Raw genomic sequence first — 17090 nt, 5'->3', positions numbered from 1 at the left:
CTCCCCCAAACCCCCTCCTTTTTCTGGCACCTGGGAACTGACAGCGGAGGTCAGTTCCCAACGGCCGAAAAACGGTGGGGGATTCGGGGGAGGTATCCTCCCCCGACTTCACTTCTTCTTCTTCGCATCCTTGGCCGGCGCGGCGGCACCGGCGGCGGGCGCCTTCTGCTTGGTCGCCTCGACCGGCCCGGCGGCGACCGGGGCCGCGTCCTCGACCACGGTCGGCGCGGCGATCGACGCCACCATGAAGTCACGGCCCAGGATGACCGGTTTCGCGCCCTGCTGGTCCTTCACGGCGGACCAGCGCAGGCCGTCGCCGATCGCGGCCTCGGCCAGGTCGATCTCGAACTTCTCGGGCACGTTCTCGGGGTCGGCCATGACCTCGATCTCGCGGCGCACGACGTTCAGCACGCCGCCGGCCTTCAGGCCCGGGCAGGTTTCCTCGTTCAGGAACGCCACCGCCACCTTGATGCGGATGCGCGACCCGGCGGAAAGCCGCTGGAAATCGACATGGATCGGGCGGTCGGTGACCGGGTGGAACTGCACGTCGCGCATCAGGCAGCGCTCGGTCGAACCGCCCTTCACAGCGACTTCATACAGGTGCGACTGCCAGCCGCCCTTGTGCAGTTCCTTCATCACGTCGCGCGGGTCGAGGGCCGCGAGCTGCGCGTCCTTCTTGGCACCGTAGATGACAGCGGGGACAAGCCCCTGACGCCGGGTTGCGCGGGCTGCCCCCTTACCTGCCTGCTCGCGCGCCTCGGCCTCGATCCGGATGGTCTGGACCATGGTCGTTGCTCCTAATTCAGGTGAATGCTGTCGCCGATCGGACATGGCCGAACGACAAGCGCCGGCCTCCAGGGGTGCCGGCGCGCCCGGGTTCTAGGTGAAGCGCTCCAGCGGCGCAAGCGCGGCGGCCTTGACGCGACGCGCCGGGCGGGCCGAGCGTTCGCCCATGGAAGGCCTCCTGATCCTCCTGGCAGTGCTGTTCTTCGGCGGATGGATCTTCGGCGTCGCCGGCTTCGCCCGCGCCGGTGCCGCGCGGCGGGAGGCCCGCGCCCTGCGCGACGAGGTCGCGGCCCTGCGCACCGAGGTCGGCGGCATGGCCGGCGCGCTGGTCGCGGCCGGCTTCCGCCCGCCCGACGCCGCCCCCGCGACTGCCGAGCCGGACGCCACGACGGCGGGGATGCCGCTGCAGCCCAACGGCCTGCCCGCGGCCCCCTATGCAGCCGACCCCGGCTACACCCCGCCGCCCTGGGCCGGCAGCGCGCCGCCGCCGCCCGTCGCATCCGAGGACCCGCCCGCCGCGCCGGGCGACCCCGCGCCACCGTGGTCCGGCGCCCGCGACGACCGGCCGCGCCAGAGCCTTGAGGAACTGATCACCCAGCGCTGGGGCGTGTGGCTCGGCGCCGGCGCCCTGATGCTGGCCGCCGTCTTCCTGATCCGCTTCGCGGTCGAGGAAGGCTGGCTCGGCCCGGAACTGCGCAGCGCCGCGGCCGCGCTGCTTGGCGTCGCGCTGATCGGCGGTGGCGAATGGCTGGCGCGCCGGCCGGCGGCCGGGCCCGGGAACCTGCCCGACCTCGCCCCCGCCGCGCTGGCCGCGGGCGGGGTCGCGGCGTTGTTTGGCGCCGCCTTCGCCGCCACCGCCATGTACGGGTTGCTGCCGCCGCTGGTCGGCTTCGCGGCGATGGCGGCGGCGGGCGTATTCGGCCTGGTGCTGTCGTTGCGCCGCGGCCCGCTGGTGGCGGTGGTCGGGCTGGCCGGGGCCTTCGTCTCGCCGGCGCTGGTCGAGACGCAGGACCCGTCCATCCCGGGGTTGTTCGCCTATCTGCTGGTGGTCACGGTCGCGGCCATGCTGGTGGTGCGCGCCACCGCCTGGGGCTGGCTGGGCTGGTGCGCGATGGCGGCCGGCACGGCCTGGGTGCTGGTCGGGTCGGTGGTCGCGACCGGGCTGGATCGCTGGGCGCTCGCGGTCTTCGTGGTGCTTGCCGCCGCGTCCTTCGTGTTCCTGCTGCCGCGGGAGGCGCTCGGCACGACGCTCGGCCGGCGGCTGGCGCATGTCCCGCCGCTGGTGCCGGGCGTTGCCCTGCTGCCGCTGGTGGCCGCCAAGCCGGACCTGGCGCCGGTGCTGGGCATCCTGCTGCTGGCGCCGGTCGCCATCCTGGCGGCGCTGCGCGACGCGCGGCTGCACCGCCTGCCGGGGCTGGCGGCGGGCCTCGGCCTGCTGGCGCTGCTTGCCTGGGCGGTGCCGGCCTGGGTGCCGACCGCCGAGTCCGTGACCATCGAGGGGGCTGTCCAGCACATCATCCCCGGCGCCTGGCTGCCCGAGGCGTTGACGCGGTTCCTCGCGGTCTGCGCCGCCTTCGCGCTGCTGCACCTGCTGGCCGGGCTGGCGCTGGAAGCGCGCGGGGGCGTCGCGCGGGAGGCGCGCGGGGGCGTCGCGCGGGAGGCGCGCGGAAGTATGGCCTGGGCCGGCCTGGCGGCGAGCGTGCCGGTGCTGACGCTGCTGGTCGCCTATGCGCGGGTGCGCGGCCTGGCCACCGACCCGTCCTGGGCGCTGGCCGCCTGCGCTTTGGCGGCGGTGCATGTCGGCGCTGCGGCGCGCGGGCTGCGCGCCGGCGATGCCGGGCGCGGCGGTGCCCATGCGGCCGGCGCCACGGCGGCGCTGGCGCTGGGCGTGGCGATGGTGCTGCGCGACCAATGGCTGACGCTGGCGGTCGCGGTCTTCCTGCCGCCGCTGGCGATGATCGCGCGGCGGCTCGGCCTGGAACCGCTGCGGCGCGTGGCGGCGGCGGTGGCGGCGGTGGTGCTGGTGCGCCTGGTGCTGAACCGCTTCGCGCTCGGCTACGACTGGGGCGGCGCGCCGGTGCTGAACGGGCTGCTGTTGGCCTATGGCGTGCCGGCCGCCTGCTTCTGGTGGGCGGCGCGCATCTTCCTGGCGCAGCGCGACGGGCGGGTGGTGCGGCTGCTGGAAGGCGGCGCGGCGCTGTTCGCGACGCTGCTGGTGCTGCTGGAGATCCGCCACTGGCTGCAGGGCGGCGTGATCGGCGCCGAGCGCTGGGGCTTCACCGAGGCCGCGCTGCAGTCCACCGCGCTGTTCGCCTGCGCCTGGATCGCGCTGCTGGTGCACCGGCGCGGCGGGCGCACGGCCATGTTGTGGGCGGCGCGCGCCGCAGGTTGCGCCGGGCTGGTGCTGGGCGCGGTGCTGCTGGCGAACAATCCCTGGACCGTGGCCGAGCCCATTGCCGGGCCGCTGCTGCTGAACGCGCTGCTGCCGGCCTATGCGCTGCCGGCGCTGCTGGTCGCGCTGGCCGTCGCGCGGGCGCCGGAGGCGCGCCAGCCGCCGGGCCTCGCGCAGTTGCTGTCGCTTTATGCGCTCGTGGCCGGCTTCGCCTGGGTGACGCTGGAGGTGCGCCGCGCCTTCCACCCCACCGATATCGGCTGGGCCCGCATCGAGGATGCGGAGATGTACGCCTATTCCGGCGCCTGGCTGCTGCTGGGCGCGCTGCTGCTGGCGATCGGCATCCGCAGCGGCCGCAAGGAGATCCGGCTGGCGGCGCTGGGCGTGATCGCGCTGACCACCTTCAAGGTCTTCCTGTTCGACATGGGCGCGCTGGTCGGGTTGTGGCGCGTGCTGTCGTTCCTGGGGCTGGGGCTGGCGCTGATCGCGCTGGGGGCGATCTATCGGCGCTTCGTCGTGACCGCGCCCGGGGGCGGCGTGGCGCCGCCCGCTACGCCGGCAGGTGGGGCAGCGCCGCCGGCGTGATCTCCCAGACCCGCCCCGCGGCGGGCGGGGCGCACCAGGTCGGCAGCGCGTTCGGCGTGCGGACATTCGGCTCGTGGCCCAGCGCCAGGCGCAGCGCGCGGAACAGCGCCCCATGCGCCACCACCAGCACCGGGCCGGGGCGGGCGGTGGCGCGGTTGATGGCCTCCACCGCGCGGTCGTGCAGCGCCTGGAAGGTCTCGGCACCGACCGGCGTGAAGGTGCCGGCGATCCAGTCGTCGTACCAGTCGCCCATGGGCTGCCCTTCCTCGACGCCGAAGCCGACTTCCATCAGGCCGGGATCGGTCGCGACCGGCAGGTTCAGCGCCTCGCCCGCGATCTCCGCCGTGCGCAGCGCGCGCGACAGCGGCGAGGCGACGATGGTGGCGATGCCGCGGTCCACCAGCGCCAGCGCGGCGCGGCGCGCCTGCGCCACGCCCACCGCGTTCAGCGGGATGTCGGTATGGCCCTGGCTGCGGCCCTCGGCGTTCCAGTCGGTCTCGCCGTGGCGCAGGAACCAGAAGGCGGTGGGGTTCAGCGTCGGGGTCATCCGACCTCCTGTTCGCGGGCCATGGCGGCGGCGACGGCGGGATGCGCAGCGACCTTCGCCGCCAGCGCCGACAGATGCACCAGGTCGTCGGTGGCGAAGTCCAGGAAGGTCGCGAAGTTGGTCAGCGCGGCCAGGAAGATGTCGGGCGCCGTGATGCCCGGCGTGCCCAGCAGCGTGCCGTTCGGCATGTGCCCCAGCGCGGCGTCGGCGAATTCCAGCACCGCGCGCGCGCGGGCCTTGCTGGTGGCGCGCAGCGCGGCCGCCATGGCCTCGTCCCCGCCGGCCAGCATCCCGGCCTGGAAGGTGATGAAGAAGACATTCGCCATGCGGAAATGGCACCAGCAGAGCCATTCCATCCCCTTCGCCCGGCCGACCGCATCGCGCGGCAGCAGGCCGGAGTCGGGCGCGGCTTCGGCCAGCCACAGCGCCATGGCCGGGATCTCGGTGATGGCCGTGCCGGCATCCGGAAGCTGCAGTGCGGCGACCTCGCCCTTCGGGTTGATCGCCAGGTAGTCCGGCGTCTTGTGCTCGCCGTTGCGCAGGCTGATGAAGCGCACATCGATGTCGAGGCCCGAGACCGCCGCCATCTGGTGAACGATGGACCCGCTGGTGCGCGTCGAGGTCCACAGGATCGGCTTCGTCATGCGTTCTCTCCCGCCAGGGCGATGGCCGCGAAGGCGACCTTCGCCTCGGTCGGCACGCCGAAGCGTGCGGTGTGGCGCGCCGGCAGGCCGCCGGGGAAGTGCTTCACGTATTCCGCGTTGCATTCGGCGTAGTCGGCCGGGTCGGTGATGAGCATGGTCAGCTGCACGGCGCGGTCGAGGCTGCTGCCGGCCTCGCGCAGGATGCTGTCCACCATGGCCAGCGCCTGCCGCGTCTGGTCCGCTGCGGTCGCGCCGCGATGGATGCCGCGCGCCGGGTCGTGCGGCGCCGAATGGCCCGAGACGAACACCAGCCCGCCGGCGCGCGTGGCGCGGGAGAAGGGGCGTTTCTCGCCGGGTTCGGGATGGCCGATGATGTCGAACATCACGCCGGCAGGCCTTCGAGCTCCAGTGTGCGGCGCACGGCCGGGCGCGCCAGCATCGCCTTGAAATGCGCGTCCAGCCGCGGCGGCAACGGGATGTTGAAGCGCCGCGCCGCCCAGTGCTCGATGAAGAACAGCGCGCTGTCGGCGATGGAATAGCCGCCGGGCAGCACCCAGGTGTCGCCGCGCCAGCCGGCCTCGATCACGCCCAGGTACTTCACCGCCAGCTCGCGGCCCTGCGCGACGATGGCCGGTTCGTCCTCCGCGCGCAGTGCGAAGCGGTTCGGGCGCGACTGCCGCGTGAAGCCCTGCGGGTGCACCGTGCCGCAGATGTAGTCGAGGAACTCGGCGCAGCGCGTCTCGCCCTCCAGGTCGGGCGGCACCAGCCCGGCCTGCGGGTTGCTGCGCGCCAGCCACATCGCGATCACGGGGTATTCGGTCAGCAGCGTGCCATCGTCGCGCAGCAGCGCGGGCACCTTGGACTTCGGGTTGATGGCGACATAGGCCGGTTCGTATTGCGCGTTGTTCTTGAAGTCGACCGGCGCGGGTTCGTAGGGCCGGCCGATCTCCTCCAGGATCACGTGGATGCCGATGGAACAGGCGTTCGGCGCGTAGAAGAAGCGCATCACGCCAGGCCTTCGGCCGCCATCACCCGCTGCACGGCGCCGCGCGCCTTCATGCGGTCGTAGTGGCCCGCGACATTCGCCGGCAGGTCCTTCTGCAGCCGCGCATTCCACCAGAACGAGACATAGAACAGCGCGGAATCGGCGAAGGAATACGACCCGACCAGCCAGTCCTGGCCCTCCAGCGCCTTGTCCATCAGCGCCAGGCCCTTGCTGAAGATCTCGGCACCGCGGGCCTTCACCGCCTCGTGGTCGGATTCGGTGGGCGCGAAGTTGGCCGGGCGGAACATGCGCGAGAAGCCCTGCATGTGCATGGTGGCCACGCAGTAGTCGGTGCATTCCAGCGCGCGCGCCTGCGCCTCCAGGCCCATCGGCATCAGCCCGGCCGTGGGAAAGCGCGAGGCGATCCAGAAGGCGATGGCGGGGTATTCGGTCAGGACGGAGCCGTCGCCGCGTTCCAGCGTCGGCACCTTCTGCTTCGGGTTCACGCCGGTGAATTCGGGCTTGAACTGCTCGCCCTCGCGCAGGTTGACGCGCACCGCCTCATACGGCGCGCCGACTTCCTCGAGCAGGACATGGATGCCGACCGAGCAGGCGCCGGGCGCATAGAACAGCTTCATGGGACGTCCTTCCGAACAGGGCGGCGGAGGATCGTGCGCGGCGGCGGGAATGGCAAGCGGCGACCGCCAGCGGTTCACCGCGCCTGGCGCCGGACCCGCTGCAGGCCCGGCATGGGCCATCGCTGTCGGGGGCGCGATCGCCGCGGGCCGCAACCAATTCGCCGCGGCCACGTTCACGCCCTGGTTGCGCCCATGACGGGCGCCTCGATGGAAGGGACGACGAACATGGTGGACAAGGACCGTATCGCGGGTGTCGCGAAGCAGGTGAAGGGCGCCGTCAAGGAAGCGGCCGGCAAGGTCACCGGCGATGCCAAGCTGCAGGCCGAGGGCAAGGCCGACAAGGCCGAGGGCAAGATCCAGAACGCCGTCGGCGGCGCCAAGGATGCGGTGCGCGACGTGGTGCGCGAGAAGTGAGCGCGACCTACGCCAGTGATGCCGGCCGCGTCGTCTCCGACGGCGTGGTTCCGGTCGAAGGCCGCCGTGGGCAGGCGCTCGGCGCCGTCGTGATCGGCACCGCGGTGGCCCTGGCGGCCGGCGCGGCGCTGACGGCGCTCGGCGTCGCCATCGGCGCGGGCACGGTCGATGCGGTGGCGCGCGACACGCCGGACGCCACCTCCTTCGCGACGGCCGGCGGGGCGTGGATCACGGTCGCGCAGGTCGTCGCGGTGGGCGCCGGCGCCTTCGTGGCGGGGCGCCTGGCGCATGCCGGCCTGCGCGGGCGCGGCGGCTTGCATGGCCTGGGCGTCTGGGCCTTCACGGTGGTGGTCTCGCTGTCGCTGCTCGGCGGTGCGGTTGCCGGCGTGGGCACTGCCGTCGGCAGCGCGATCGGCGGCACCGCGCAGGCCGTGGCGTCGGGTGCCGGGGCGGCGGTCGGCGCGGCGGCGCAGACGATCGATCCGCGCGCGGCGGTGGAACGCGTTCGCGCGGCGCTGGCGGCGCCGCAGGACCCGGCGCGCATGACGTCCGAACAGCGCGCCGCGGCGCTGACCGAGGTGCTGGCGCGTGGCGTGGCGAACGGCACCATCGCCGAGCAGGACCGAGCCCGCGCGGCCGCCCTGGTCGCGGCGGAAGCCGGCATCACCGAGGCCGAGGCGCGCCAGCGCATCGACACCTACGAGGCCGAGGCACGCCGCACCGCGGCCGCGGTGGAACAGCGTGCGCGCGAGGCGGCGGATGCCACCGCGCGGGCGACGAAGCTCGGCGCGATCTGGGCCTTCGTGACGCTGCTGCTGGGTGCGGGCGCTGCCTTCCTCGGCGGCCGCGCCGGTGCGGCCGGCGCGGCGCGGGCGGTGGTCACCCACCGCATCGCCTGACGATCACGGCCGCCGTGCGCCACGTGCGGCGGCCGTCACGTTCCCGCCGGCGGCCGCATCCCCGGCCGCCGGCGTCAACGCCGCCGGGCCAGCCAGACGGTGCGCCCGCCGCAGGTCGCGTCCTGCGCGACATGCGCGACAACCTCGAAACCGGCATCGGCCAGCAGCGCCCGGTATTCCTCTGGGTCGAGGCTGGCATGGAACAGCGGTTCGCCGCGCAGGCAGCCGATCGCCTCGCCGGCGGCGGGGCCGCTGGTGAAGATCAGCGCCGTGCCGGGCCGCGCGTGGTCGGCGAATCGCGCCACCATCGCCCGCTGGTCGTCCTGCGCCAGGTGAAAGAAGCTGTCCCAGGCGACCAGGCCGTCGAAATGGCGGCCAAGCGCCATGGCGCGCATGTCGCCCTCGATCCAGGTGGCCTCCGGCAGGCGCGCCCGCGCCAGGCCGAGCAGCGGCGCGCTGGTGTCGATCCCGGTCACCGCGAAGCCGGATGCGGCGACCGCCGCGGCGATCGGCGCGCCCGAACCGCAGCCGATGTCGAGAACATCGCCGCCCGGTGGCAGCAGTGCCGCGAAACGCGCCAGCCACCCGGTCTCCGGGAACGGCCCCGCCGCGCGATCCGCCGCCCAGGCCAGGCCATGGCGACGGTACAGCCCTATGATCGCGTCCGCCGGATCGGCCACGCCCCACCCCCCCCAACACCGGCCCGATGCCAAGCATCGGGCCGCGAGCGCACAGCGCGACCGCGCCCAGACCATCCGCCGTCGCCAATGCATCCAGTCCACGGCGCGAAGGCAAGCCGGCCGGACGGCCGGCGCCCGCCGCTTGAGGGCCTAATTAAAGAGCGAGGAGACCGAGCTTTCCTCGCTGATGCGCTTCATCGCCTCCGCCAGCAGCGGCGCGATGGTGAGCTGGCGGATGTTGCGCGACACGCGCACCGCCTCGGTCGCCTGGATGGAATCGGTGACTGTCATCATCTCGATGGGTGCCGCGCCGATGCGCGCCACGGCGCCGCCGGAGAAGACGCCGTGCGTGACATACACGCCGACCGACTGCGCGCCGTTCTTGAGCAGCGCCTCGGCCGCGTTGCACAGCGTGCCGCCGGAATCGACGATGTCGTCGACCAGCAGGCAGTGGCGGCCTTCCACCTCGCCGATCACGTTCATCACTTCCGAGACACCGGCGCGCGGGCGCCGCTTGTCGATGATGGCGAGGTCCACGCCGAGCCGCGCCGCGATGGCGCGCGCACGCACCACGCCGCCGACATCGGGGCTGACCACCATCAGCTCGCGCCCCGCCAGCCGGTCCTGGATGTCGCGCGAGAACAATGGCGCGGCGAACAGGTTGTCGACCGGGATGTCGAAGAAGCCCTGGATCTGCGCGGCATGCAGATCCATCGTCAGCACGCGGTCGGCACCGGCGGTGGTGATCAGGTTGGCCACCAGCTTGGCGCTGATCGGCGTGCGCGGGCCGGATTTCCTGTCCTGGCGCGCATAGCCGAAATACGGGATCACCGCGGTGATGCGCCGCGCGGAGGACCGCTTCAGCGCATCGAGCGTGATCAGCAGTTCCATCAGGTTGTCATTCGCCGGATAGCTGGTGGACTGCACCACGAAGACATCCTCGCCGCGGATGTTCTCGTGCACCTCCACGAACACCTCGAGGTCGGCGAAGCGGCGCACCGAGGCATTGGTGAGCGGCAATCCGCAGGCGGCGGCAACGGCCTCGGCCAGCGGGCGGTTGCTGTTGCAGGCGACGATCTTCATGGCCGGGGGCTCCGGGCGCCACTGGGCGCGGGCGGGTCGGGGGGCGCGGGTTCGTAGCAACGTGACGGTGATGTGTAAATCAGCCTGCCCCAGACTTGCCGCGAAGCCGCGCGATCCTGTGGTGGCCGAGCAGATCCCGGTCTGGTGGAAGGATCTGATCGGGCCGGGATGTGGGTGAAAGCAATGTGCCGGAGGCATGGACGCGCGAAAGGGCGAGCGGACATGGCTCCAGGCCGGAGGAAGGAGACGCCGATGCGCGCTGTCATCGCCCTGTTGGGGCTCGTGCTCGTGGCGCTGCCGGCGGCCGCGCAGAAGGACGGGCGCGCCTATGACGCCGCCGGCCGCACGCTGGGCCGCACCGAAGGCGGCGCCGACCAGCGGCAATACGATGCCGCGGGCCGCCTGGTCGGGCGGTCGGAACAGCGCGGCGACACCACGCGCCACTACGACAGCAGCGGCCGCACGCAGGGGCGCACCGAACGCAGCGGGGATACGCTGCGACACTATGATTCGTCGGGGCGGACCGTGGGGCGCACCGAATGGTCGGGCGATACCGCCCGGCTGTACGATTCCTCCGGCCGCAGCCAGGGCCGGATCGAACGCAGCGGCGATTCCTGGCGCCGCTACGATGCCCAAGGCCGCATGACCGGCCGTGGCACGGGCCCGGCCCCGACCCGCTGACAGGGGGGGGCGGGGTCGCGGCCTGGCGTCAGCCGTGCTTGGCGACGATCGAGTTCACCTCGTCCATCGCCTCGGCGAAGCGCTTGTTGAGCAGGGAGATCGCCTCGGCATTCGAGCGCTGGATCAGGTCGGCGAGCTCCTGGAGGTTGGCGACCGCCTTCTCGTAGGTGGACTTCGCCAGCTCGGCCTGCTTGGCGGCCTTGTCCTGCGGGGCCTCGGCGGTGGCGAAGCCCTTCATCGCCTCGGTCATCTCGGCGACCGAGGCCTGCAGGATCTCCATGTGCCGGCGCGCCACCGCCTGCGCACCTTCGAGCGCGACGCGGTTGGCCGCCGAGAAGGCCTCGATGTTCTTGCGCTGCGCGGCCGCCAGAGCCTCCATGTCCGGCATGACGGCCGGCATGCTGGGCATCTTGAAGTCGGAGAACATCTTGAAGACATCCATGTCGGGCTTGAAGCCGAAACGGTCAGACATCATCCGCACTCCTTTTTTCGCTGGTGCGAGATACTAGGGCCAAACAGCGTTGCGTTGATATCGCGCAAATGATGGCGCGGCGATGACGTCGCGCGCGCCGTGTCACGCGGTCGGGAAGGGCTCCGGCGCGGCCTCGGCCGCGGGCATCAGGCGCAGCGTGCGGGCCACCTGCTCCGCGCGATCCAGCGCGCGATCCAGCGCCGCCATGGTGGGGCCGAGATCCTCGCTGTCATCCTCGGCCCAGGCGCGCACCGTCGCCAGCCACACGGCCACCAGCCCGAGCGAGAGGGCGCGCCGGCGCGTGCCGCTGCCCCCGATCTCGGCGGCGTCGAGCATCCAGCGCATCGACAGCGACAATTGCGGGCCGAGCAGCGCGGCCAGCGACGGATCGCGCCGCATGTCGCGCAGGAAGCGCAGGATGCCGGCGCGATTGGGCTGCATGGCATCGAGCCGGCGCATCAGCACATCGAACAGCCGGTCGCGCGCCGCGCCGCCCTGGCCGGGCACGGTCCCGGCCAGCACGGCATGGTCCACGCGCCGCCCGTGCAGGACCAATACGTCCATCCGGCTGGGGAAGCGGTCGCGCAGGGTCGCGAGCGGCATGCCGGATTCGGCGGCCAGCCGCCCCATGGTCAGGCCGGGCCAGCCATGGGCTTCGATAACCCGCCACAGGGCCGCCACCAGGGCGTCGTCGTCGATCTCGGTCATGTGGCGACAATATAGGACGGCGACGGCCGCCCGCATCCCCGCATCGCGAACCAGGTCAGCATCCTGTCCCGCCGCGGCGCCGGCGGTGGTGCAGGGCGCTGGCTCAGCCCGCCAGCTCCCGCGCGCGGTCGGTGGCGGCCTGGATCGCCTTGGACATCGCCGCAGGCCAGGCCTCAGGCTCCATCAGCACCGCCAGGGCGCGTTCGGTGGTGCCCTTGGGGCTGGTCACGGCGCGGCGCAGATCGGCGGCGTCCTGCGGGCTGGCCGCCAGCAGCGCGCCCGACCCCGCGACGGTCGCGCGCGCCATGCGTCGCGCCAGGTCCGGCGGCAGGCCCTGTTCGATGGCCGCCTTCTCCATCACCTCGGCCAGCAGGAAGACATAGGCCGGGCCGCCGCCGGAGACCGCGGTGACCGGGTTGATCTGGTCCTCATCGTCGACCCAGGCGACCTCGCCCACCGCCTGCAGCAGGGCATCGGCCAGCGCCGTCTGCGCGGCGGTGACCCCCGGCGCGGCATAGGCGGCGGTGAAGCCCTGGCGCACCGCGGCCGGCGTATTGGGCATGGCGCGCACCACGGCGCACTGGTCGCCCAGCGCGGCGCGCATCGAGGCGACCGACCGCCCCGCCATGATCGACACGAACAGCGCCCCGCCGGCGGCGAAGCGCGCATAGGCCGGCAGCGTCGCCGGCGCTTCCTGCGGCTTGATGGCGAACACCACCGCGCCGGGCGCGAAATCCCCGGGGATCGCGCTGGCATCCGGGATGATGGTGGCGCGGCCGGCGAAGGCCTCGGCCGCGGGGGCGTAGGGTTCGACCACCACGGCGCGCGACAGGCCGCGTTCCAGCCAGCCGGACAGCATGGCGCCGCCCATCTTGCCGCAGCCGATGAGGAGGAGGTCGGGGAGGGTCTCGGTCATCGGCGCAGCGTGGCGCCGGTCGGGGCAGGCCGCAAGGCCGGCACCCGGCGGTGGTGGCGCGGGCGGGACGCTGCGCCCCGACCGCGCACCTGGCAGGCCGGGGGCAGCGCACCGCCCCCGGACACGGTCAGCGGCGCAGGCTGAGCCGGCCGATCAGGGTCTCGTAGCGCTTCTGGTCCTTGCGCTTCAGGTAGTCCAGCAGGCCACGGCGCTGGCCGACCAGCACGAGCAGGCCGCGGCGCGAATGGAAGTCCTTCGCGTGGGTCTTCAGATGCTCGGTCAGGTTGACGATGCGCTCCGACAGGATCGCGACCTGCACCTCGGGGCTGCCCGTGTCGTTGGGGCCGGTCGCATAATCCTTGATGACCGCCTGGCGGCGTTCGGCAGTGATCGACATCGGGTTATCCTTCGTGTTGGCCGGGGTTGTCCCCTTCGGCGATGGTGTCGGCCTGCCGGTTGCCGCGTGGCTTCCGTTCGGCCTGGTTACCGCCCTGGTCCAGCCACCGCTCCGGCTTCAGCAAGCCTTCCTCGAAGCGGGCGAGACCCATCAGGCGCCCCCCCGCCATCGCCCTGGCCAGGCCCCCATCGGGGTTGGCCTCGCGCGGAACCCGGCCCATCAATTCGACCAGCGGGATGGGCTGGCCGAAGGACAGGCGGGCGGCTTCGGCTTCAGTGAGGGCCAGCGCCGGGATGTCGGCCAGCGCGGTCGTCACCGGAAGCAGAAGGTCCGGGGAAGGGGGCGGGGTATCGCCGGAAACCGCGATCCTGTCCAGCGCCACCGCGTCCTTCTCATGGAAGGGGCCGACCCGCATGCGGCGCAGCGCGGTGATGTGGCCGACGGTGCCGCAGGCCTTCGCGATGTCGCGCGCCAGCGAGCGCATGTACACGCCCTTGCCGGATTCCACGAAGAACACCGCGGTATCGGCATCCGGGCGTTCGATCAGCTCGAAGCGATCGACGCGCGCCGGGCGCGGCGCCAGTTCCACCACTTCGCCCGCGCGCGCCAGGTCATAGGCGCGTTCGCCGGCGATCTTGATGGCGGAATAGATCGGCGGGACCTGCAGGATATCCCCGATGAAGGCGGGCAGGGCGGCGCGGATCTGGTCGTCGGTCGGGCGCGCATCCGACGTGCCGATGACGTTGCCGTCGGCATCGTCGGAATCCCGCGCCTCGCCGAGCTTCAGCGTGAAGCGGTACTGCTTCGTGCCATCCATGACATAGGGGACGGTCTTGGTGGCGGCGCCGAAGGCGATCGGCAGCACGCCGGTCGCGAGCGGATCGAGCGTGCCGCCATGGCCGCATTTCTGCGCCTGGAAGCCGCGCTTGCAGATGGCGACGACGTCTGTCGATCCGATCGCGGTCGGCTTGTCGATGATGAGCCAGCCATCGAGCGGGCGGCCCTTGGGCTTGCGGTTGCGGTGATGGGCCATCGGGTGCGGTGTTCTTCGGTTCGGAGTGCGAAAAGGGTCGGCGCGCCGTCAGCGCGCGGCGCTGTCCACCGGCACGGGCCGCGGGCGGGAGGCATCGTCCAGCGCGACGAAAGTGAAGGTGGCCTCGGTCACGCGCGCGGCCTCCTCGGCCGTGCGGTCGCGCCGCCAGGCCTCGACATGCACGCGGATGGAGGTGCGGCCCACGCCGAGCAGGCGGCCGTACAGGCTGACCTCGTCGCCCACGCGCACCGGCAAATGGAAGGTCATGGCATCGACCGCGACGGTGGCGACGCGCCCGCGCGCGCGGCGCAGCGCGACCGAGGCACCGGCCTGGTCCATATGCGCCATCAGCCAGCCACCGGAGATATCCCCGGCCGGGTTGGCATCGGCCGGCATGGCGATGACGCGCACCTGCGGCGGTTCGTCCGGCGCGGTCATTCCTCGGCCTTCTTCGGCGCCAGGTCGCGCTGCACCTCGGCGCGCTGCATCACGTCGTTGATGTGCATCGCGTAGTCGAGCGCGGTGTCCGGCTGGAAATGCAGGTCGGGCGCGTAGCGCAGGCGGATGGTCTTGGCGATCTCGCGCCGCAGGAAGGACGAGACGCGCTTGAGCGCGGCCAGCTGGTCCTTGTCCAGTTCCTTGCCCAGGGCCGAGACGAAGGCGGTCATGTGCTTGAGGTCGGGGGAGGCGCGGACCTCGGTGACCGTCACGCGCAGGTCGGCCAGCGCGGGGTCGCGGAATTCCTCGCGCGCGAAGATGGCGGACAGCGCGTGGCGGATTTCCTCGGCGACGCGAAGCTGGCGCTGCGACGGACCTTCGGGATTGCCGTGGTGACTGGGCTTGCTCATGGAAACCTACCTGCCCGGATCGGGCGAACCTGCGGGGTGTATCACCGACGCCCACCGAAAAGACGGGCCGTTCAAAACCCGGCGCACCTTGCGGCGCGGCGTAGCCGCGCCGGGAGCGCAAAGCGCGACCGCGCCCAAATCAACTACCGCGCCAGGCGCACCAGTGCGTGGCGCGAAAGCCAAGGCCGCGCATGCGGCCGCCCGGCGTCTGAGGGCGAAAAATCAAGCTGCCGCGTCTCAGGCGGCAGCCACCGTCTCGACCTCGAAGCACTCGATCTGGTCGGACACGCGGATGTCGTCGTAGTTGGCAAAGGACATGCCGCATTCCAGCCCGTTGCCGACCTCGCGGACATCGTCCTTGAAGCGCTTCAGCGTGGACAGCTCGCCCTGGTGGATCACCACGCCGTCGCGCAGCAGGCGCACGCCCGAGCCGCGCTTGACCACGCCCTCGGTGATGCGGCAGCCGGCGACCTTGCCGATCTTCTTGACCTCGAAGACCTGCAGGATCTGCGCGTAGCCCAGGAACTTCTCGCGCTGCACCGGGGCGAGCTTGCCCTTGTACAGCTTCTCGATGTCGTCCGAGACCTCGTAGATGATCGAGTAGTAGCGGATGTCCACGCCTTCGCGCGTCGCCAGGTCGCGCGCCTGCGACGTGGCACGCACGTTGAAGGCCACGATGACGGCGTCCGACGCCTTGGCCAGCTGGATGTCGGATTCCGTGATCTGCCCGACCGCGGAATGCAGCACCCGGACCTTCACCTCGTCATTGCCGAGCTTGCCGAGCGTGACGCCGATCGCCTCGGCCGAGCCCTGCACGTCGGCCTTCACGACGACGGCCACTTCCTTCTGCTCACCCGCCTGGATGCGCGCCAGCATGTCGGTCAGGTTGCCGCGGCCCGCGCCGATCGCGGCGGTGGCCTTGTCGCGTGCGCGGCGCTGGCGGAATTCGCTGACCTCGCGCGCGCGCGCCTCGTTCTCGACGGCGATGAAGTTCTCGCCGGCCGAGGGTACGCCCGACAGCCCCAGGATTTCCACCGGCAGCGACGGCCCGGCTTCCTTCACCTGGCGCGCCTTGTCATCCAGCATCGCGCGCACGCGGCCCCATTCGGCGCCGGCCACCACGATGTCGCCCTGGCGCAGCGTGCCCTTCTGGACCAGCACCGTCGCGACCGGCCCGCGGCCGCGATCGAGCTTGGATTCGATGACCGTGCCTTCCGCCGCGCGATCGGGGTTCGCCTTCAGGTCCAGCACCTCGGCCTGCAGCGAGATCGCTTCCAGCAGCTTGTCGAGGTTGATCTTCTGCGTCGCCGAGACCTCGATCTCCTGCGTGTCGCCGCCGAGCGATTCCACCACGATCTCGTGCTGCAGCAGTTCCTGCTTCACGCGCTCGGGCTTCACGCCGGGCTTGTCGATCTTGTTGACCGCCACGATGATCGGCACGCCCGCCGCCTTGGCATGGCGGATGGCCTCGATCGTCTGGGGCATCACGCCGTCATCGGCGGCCACCACCAGCACCACCATGTCGGTGACGGACGCGCCGCGGGCGCGCATGGCCGTGAAGGCCTCGTGGCCCGGCGTGTCGATGAAGGTCACCTTGGTGCCGTCCGGCACGGTGATCTGGTAGGCGCCGATATGCTGCGTGATGCCGCCGGCTTCGTGCGCCACCACGTCGGTCTTGCGCAGCGCATCCAGCAGCGACGTCTTGCCGTGGTCGACATGGCCCATGATGGTGACCACGGGCGGGCGCGGGGACAGTTCGGTATCGGTGTCCTGCTCGCCCTCGAGGCCCACCTCGACGTCGGCCTCGCTCACGCGCTTGATGCGGTGGCCGAATTCCTGGACCACCAGTTCGGCGGTGTCGGCGTCGATCGACTGGGTCAGCGTCGCCATCACGCCCATGCGGAACAGCGCCTTCACCACCTCGCCGCCACGCGCGGCCATGCGGTTCGCCAGTTCCTGCACGGTGATGACCTCGGGCACCACCACGTCGCGCACGACGCGCTCGGTGCCGGCGCGCAGGCGCTGGAGTTCCTGTTGCCGGCGCTCGCGGTCGCGCGCCCGGCGCAGGGAGGTGATGGAACGGCTGCGCTCGTCCTCGCCCTCGATCGCGGCCTGCACGTCGATGCGGCTGTCGCGGCGGCGGTCGGTGGTCGGCGCGGCCTTCTTGACCGGCACCGGCATCGGCCGGCGGCCGGGCGCACCGGGCGGGCCGCCGGCGCGGCGCAGCGGTGCGCGGCGGCCTTCGTCCTCGTCCTCGGCGGCGTTGCGGGGCTTCAGCGTCAGGCGCGCGGCCGGCGTGTCCTCCGGCTTGCGCGCGGCGGGCGCGGCCGCGGCGGCCGGGCGGCCGGGCTGCCTGGCCGTGGCGGCGGCGGGGGGCGGCGC

At 72.3% G+C, this 17090-nt stretch carries 20 protein-coding genes; 4 read left to right on the top strand and 16 right to left on the bottom strand.

Annotated elements, in window-relative coordinates; genetic code table 11:
- Nucleotides 1-108: 108 nt before the first annotated feature.
- Complete coding sequence (locus tag LQ222_RS21615; protein WP_230168923.1) at nucleotides 109-786, bottom strand: 50S ribosomal protein L25/general stress protein Ctc; 678 nt, start codon at nucleotides 784-786, stop codon at nucleotides 109-111.
- 166 nt (nucleotides 787-952) lie between these two features.
- Here LQ222_RS21615 and LQ222_RS21610 point away from each other — a divergent pair, with 166 nt between their 5' ends.
- Entirely contained in the window at nucleotides 953-3763 is a 2811-nt protein-coding gene (locus LQ222_RS21610; RefSeq protein ID WP_230168922.1) for a DUF2339 domain-containing protein, read from the top strand.
- Here the strand turns inward: LQ222_RS21610 and LQ222_RS21605 are convergent.
- The 5 genes from LQ222_RS21605 to LQ222_RS21585 are packed head-to-tail and all read right to left on the bottom strand — an operon-like array spanning nucleotide 3729 to nucleotide 6577.
- Nucleotides 3729-4310 (bottom strand): histidine phosphatase family protein, encoded by a 582-nt coding sequence (locus tag LQ222_RS21605; protein ID WP_230168921.1) that lies wholly within the window; start codon nucleotides 4308-4310, stop codon nucleotides 3729-3731. The genes LQ222_RS21610 and LQ222_RS21605 overlap by 35 nt on opposite strands.
- Nucleotides 4307-4954, bottom strand: coding sequence for a glutathione S-transferase family protein (locus tag LQ222_RS21600; RefSeq protein ID WP_230168920.1), 648 nt, complete (start codon nucleotides 4952-4954; stop codon nucleotides 4307-4309). The genes LQ222_RS21605 and LQ222_RS21600 overlap by 4 nt, the downstream gene beginning before the upstream one ends.
- Nucleotides 4951-5337 carry a RidA family protein gene (locus tag LQ222_RS21595; protein WP_230168919.1) on the bottom strand — a complete coding sequence of 129 codons (387 nt, stop codon included), beginning with the start codon at nucleotides 5335-5337 and terminating at the stop codon, nucleotides 4951-4953. Before LQ222_RS21595 ends, LQ222_RS21600 begins: the two co-directional genes overlap by 4 nt.
- The gene (locus tag LQ222_RS21590) at nucleotides 5337-5960 is read right to left on the bottom strand and encodes a glutathione S-transferase family protein (protein WP_230168918.1); all 624 of its coding nucleotides are present in this window, start codon (nucleotides 5958-5960) and stop codon (nucleotides 5337-5339) included. The genes LQ222_RS21595 and LQ222_RS21590 overlap by 1 nt, the downstream gene beginning before the upstream one ends.
- Complete coding sequence (locus LQ222_RS21585; protein ID WP_230168917.1) at nucleotides 5960-6577, bottom strand: glutathione S-transferase family protein; 618 nt, start codon at nucleotides 6575-6577, stop codon at nucleotides 5960-5962. Before LQ222_RS21585 ends, LQ222_RS21590 begins: the two co-directional genes overlap by 1 nt.
- A gap of 228 nt (nucleotides 6578-6805) precedes the next feature.
- Here LQ222_RS21585 and LQ222_RS21580 point away from each other — a divergent pair, with 228 nt between their 5' ends.
- Complete coding sequence (locus tag LQ222_RS21580) at nucleotides 6806-6991, top strand: CsbD family protein (protein ID WP_230168942.1); 186 nt, start codon at nucleotides 6806-6808, stop codon at nucleotides 6989-6991.
- Nucleotides 6988-7890: a hypothetical protein gene (locus LQ222_RS21575; RefSeq protein WP_230168916.1), complete on the top strand. Its 903-nt coding sequence runs from the start codon at nucleotides 6988-6990 to the stop codon at nucleotides 7888-7890. Before LQ222_RS21580 ends, LQ222_RS21575 begins: the two co-directional genes overlap by 4 nt.
- Nucleotides 7891-7964: 74 nt before the next feature.
- On the opposite strand, the gene LQ222_RS21570 is transcribed toward LQ222_RS21575, so the two are convergent.
- Together LQ222_RS21570 and LQ222_RS21565 are read right to left on the bottom strand one after the other, a co-directional pair.
- Nucleotides 7965-8570 (bottom strand): class I SAM-dependent methyltransferase, encoded by a 606-nt coding sequence (locus LQ222_RS21570; protein ID WP_230168915.1) that lies wholly within the window; start codon nucleotides 8568-8570, stop codon nucleotides 7965-7967.
- A gap of 150 nt (nucleotides 8571-8720) precedes the next feature.
- Nucleotides 8721-9653: a ribose-phosphate pyrophosphokinase gene (locus tag LQ222_RS21565; RefSeq protein ID WP_230168914.1), complete on the bottom strand. Its 933-nt coding sequence runs from the start codon at nucleotides 9651-9653 to the stop codon at nucleotides 8721-8723.
- Nucleotides 9654-9905: 252 nt separating this feature from the next.
- Here LQ222_RS21565 and LQ222_RS21560 point away from each other — a divergent pair, with 252 nt between their 5' ends.
- Nucleotides 9906-10334, top strand: a complete 429-nt coding sequence (locus LQ222_RS21560) for a hypothetical protein (RefSeq protein ID WP_230168913.1) — start codon at nucleotides 9906-9908, stop codon at nucleotides 10332-10334.
- 28 nt (nucleotides 10335-10362) lie between these two features.
- Here LQ222_RS21560 and LQ222_RS21555 read toward each other — a convergent pair whose 3' ends face one another.
- The 8 genes from LQ222_RS21555 to infB all read right to left on the bottom strand — a co-directional run.
- On the bottom strand, nucleotides 10363-10806 hold the full coding sequence (locus tag LQ222_RS21555; RefSeq protein ID WP_230168912.1) for a phasin family protein: 444 nt from the start codon (nucleotides 10804-10806) through the stop codon (nucleotides 10363-10365).
- A gap of 102 nt (nucleotides 10807-10908) precedes the next feature.
- Nucleotides 10909-11514, bottom strand: coding sequence for a TetR family transcriptional regulator (locus LQ222_RS21550; protein WP_230168911.1), 606 nt, complete (start codon nucleotides 11512-11514; stop codon nucleotides 10909-10911).
- Nucleotides 11515-11617: 103 nt separating this feature from the next.
- Entirely contained in the window at nucleotides 11618-12430 is an 813-nt protein-coding gene (proC, locus tag LQ222_RS21545) for a pyrroline-5-carboxylate reductase (protein WP_230168910.1), read from the bottom strand.
- 127 nt (nucleotides 12431-12557) lie between these two features.
- Nucleotides 12558-12827 carry a 30S ribosomal protein S15 gene (rpsO, locus tag LQ222_RS21540; protein ID WP_230168909.1) on the bottom strand — a complete coding sequence of 90 codons (270 nt, stop codon included), beginning with the start codon at nucleotides 12825-12827 and terminating at the stop codon, nucleotides 12558-12560.
- Nucleotides 12828-12831: 4 nt separating this feature from the next.
- Nucleotides 12832-13860, bottom strand: a complete 1029-nt coding sequence (truB, locus tag LQ222_RS21535; RefSeq protein WP_230168908.1) for a tRNA pseudouridine(55) synthase TruB — start codon at nucleotides 13858-13860, stop codon at nucleotides 12832-12834.
- Nucleotides 13861-13908: 48 nt separating this feature from the next.
- Entirely contained in the window at nucleotides 13909-14298 is a 390-nt protein-coding gene (locus LQ222_RS21530) for an acyl-CoA thioesterase (protein WP_230168907.1), read from the bottom strand.
- Entirely contained in the window at nucleotides 14295-14708 is a 414-nt protein-coding gene (gene rbfA / locus LQ222_RS21525) for a 30S ribosome-binding factor RbfA (RefSeq protein ID WP_230168906.1), read from the bottom strand. The genes LQ222_RS21530 and rbfA overlap by 4 nt, the downstream gene beginning before the upstream one ends.
- 237 nt (nucleotides 14709-14945) lie before the next feature.
- On the bottom strand, nucleotides 14946-17090 hold a 2145-nt coding region (gene infB, locus LQ222_RS21520; protein ID WP_230168905.1), incomplete at its 5' end, for a translation initiation factor IF-2.

The organism is Roseomonas sp. CECT 9278 (genome assembly GCF_918698155.1).
Lineage (GTDB): Bacteria > Pseudomonadota > Alphaproteobacteria > Acetobacterales > Acetobacteraceae > Neoroseomonas.
Note: the sequence above shows the minus strand (reverse complement) of the source record. Positions and strands in the feature narration are given on the sequence as shown.

Excerpts from the sequence above, each read along its gene's own strand:
- LQ222_RS21615 (WP_230168923.1), bottom strand. The coding sequence starts at position 786 with ATGGTCCAGACCATCCGGATCGAGGCCGAGGCGCGCGAGCAGGCAGGT.
- LQ222_RS21610 (WP_230168922.1), top strand. The coding sequence starts at position 953 with ATGGAAGGCCTCCTGATCCTCCTGGCAGTGCTGTTCTTCGGCGGATGG.
- LQ222_RS21605 (WP_230168921.1), bottom strand. The coding sequence starts at position 4,310 with ATGACCCCGACGCTGAACCCCACCGCCTTCTGGTTCCTGCGCCACGGC.
- LQ222_RS21600 (WP_230168920.1), bottom strand. The coding sequence starts at position 4,954 with ATGACGAAGCCGATCCTGTGGACCTCGACGCGCACCAGCGGGTCCATC.
- LQ222_RS21595 (WP_230168919.1), bottom strand. The coding sequence starts at position 5,337 with ATGTTCGACATCATCGGCCATCCCGAACCCGGCGAGAAACGCCCCTTC.
- LQ222_RS21590 (WP_230168918.1), bottom strand. The coding sequence starts at position 5,960 with ATGCGCTTCTTCTACGCGCCGAACGCCTGTTCCATCGGCATCCACGTG.
- LQ222_RS21585 (WP_230168917.1), bottom strand. The coding sequence starts at position 6,577 with ATGAAGCTGTTCTATGCGCCCGGCGCCTGCTCGGTCGGCATCCATGTC.
- LQ222_RS21565 (WP_230168914.1), bottom strand. The coding sequence starts at position 9,653 with ATGAAGATCGTCGCCTGCAACAGCAACCGCCCGCTGGCCGAGGCCGTT.
- LQ222_RS21560 (WP_230168913.1), top strand. The coding sequence starts at position 9,906 with ATGCGCGCTGTCATCGCCCTGTTGGGGCTCGTGCTCGTGGCGCTGCCG.
- LQ222_RS21555 (WP_230168912.1), bottom strand. The coding sequence starts at position 10,806 with ATGTCTGACCGTTTCGGCTTCAAGCCCGACATGGATGTCTTCAAGATG.
- LQ222_RS21550 (WP_230168911.1), bottom strand. The coding sequence starts at position 11,514 with ATGACCGAGATCGACGACGACGCCCTGGTGGCGGCCCTGTGGCGGGTT.
- proC (WP_230168910.1), bottom strand. The coding sequence starts at position 12,430 with ATGACCGAGACCCTCCCCGACCTCCTCCTCATCGGCTGCGGCAAGATG.
- rpsO (WP_230168909.1), bottom strand. The coding sequence starts at position 12,827 with ATGTCGATCACTGCCGAACGCCGCCAGGCGGTCATCAAGGATTATGCG.
- truB (WP_230168908.1), bottom strand. The coding sequence starts at position 13,860 with ATGGCCCATCACCGCAACCGCAAGCCCAAGGGCCGCCCGCTCGATGGC.
- LQ222_RS21530 (WP_230168907.1), bottom strand. The coding sequence starts at position 14,298 with ATGACCGCGCCGGACGAACCGCCGCAGGTGCGCGTCATCGCCATGCCG.
- rbfA (WP_230168906.1), bottom strand. The coding sequence starts at position 14,708 with ATGAGCAAGCCCAGTCACCACGGCAATCCCGAAGGTCCGTCGCAGCGC.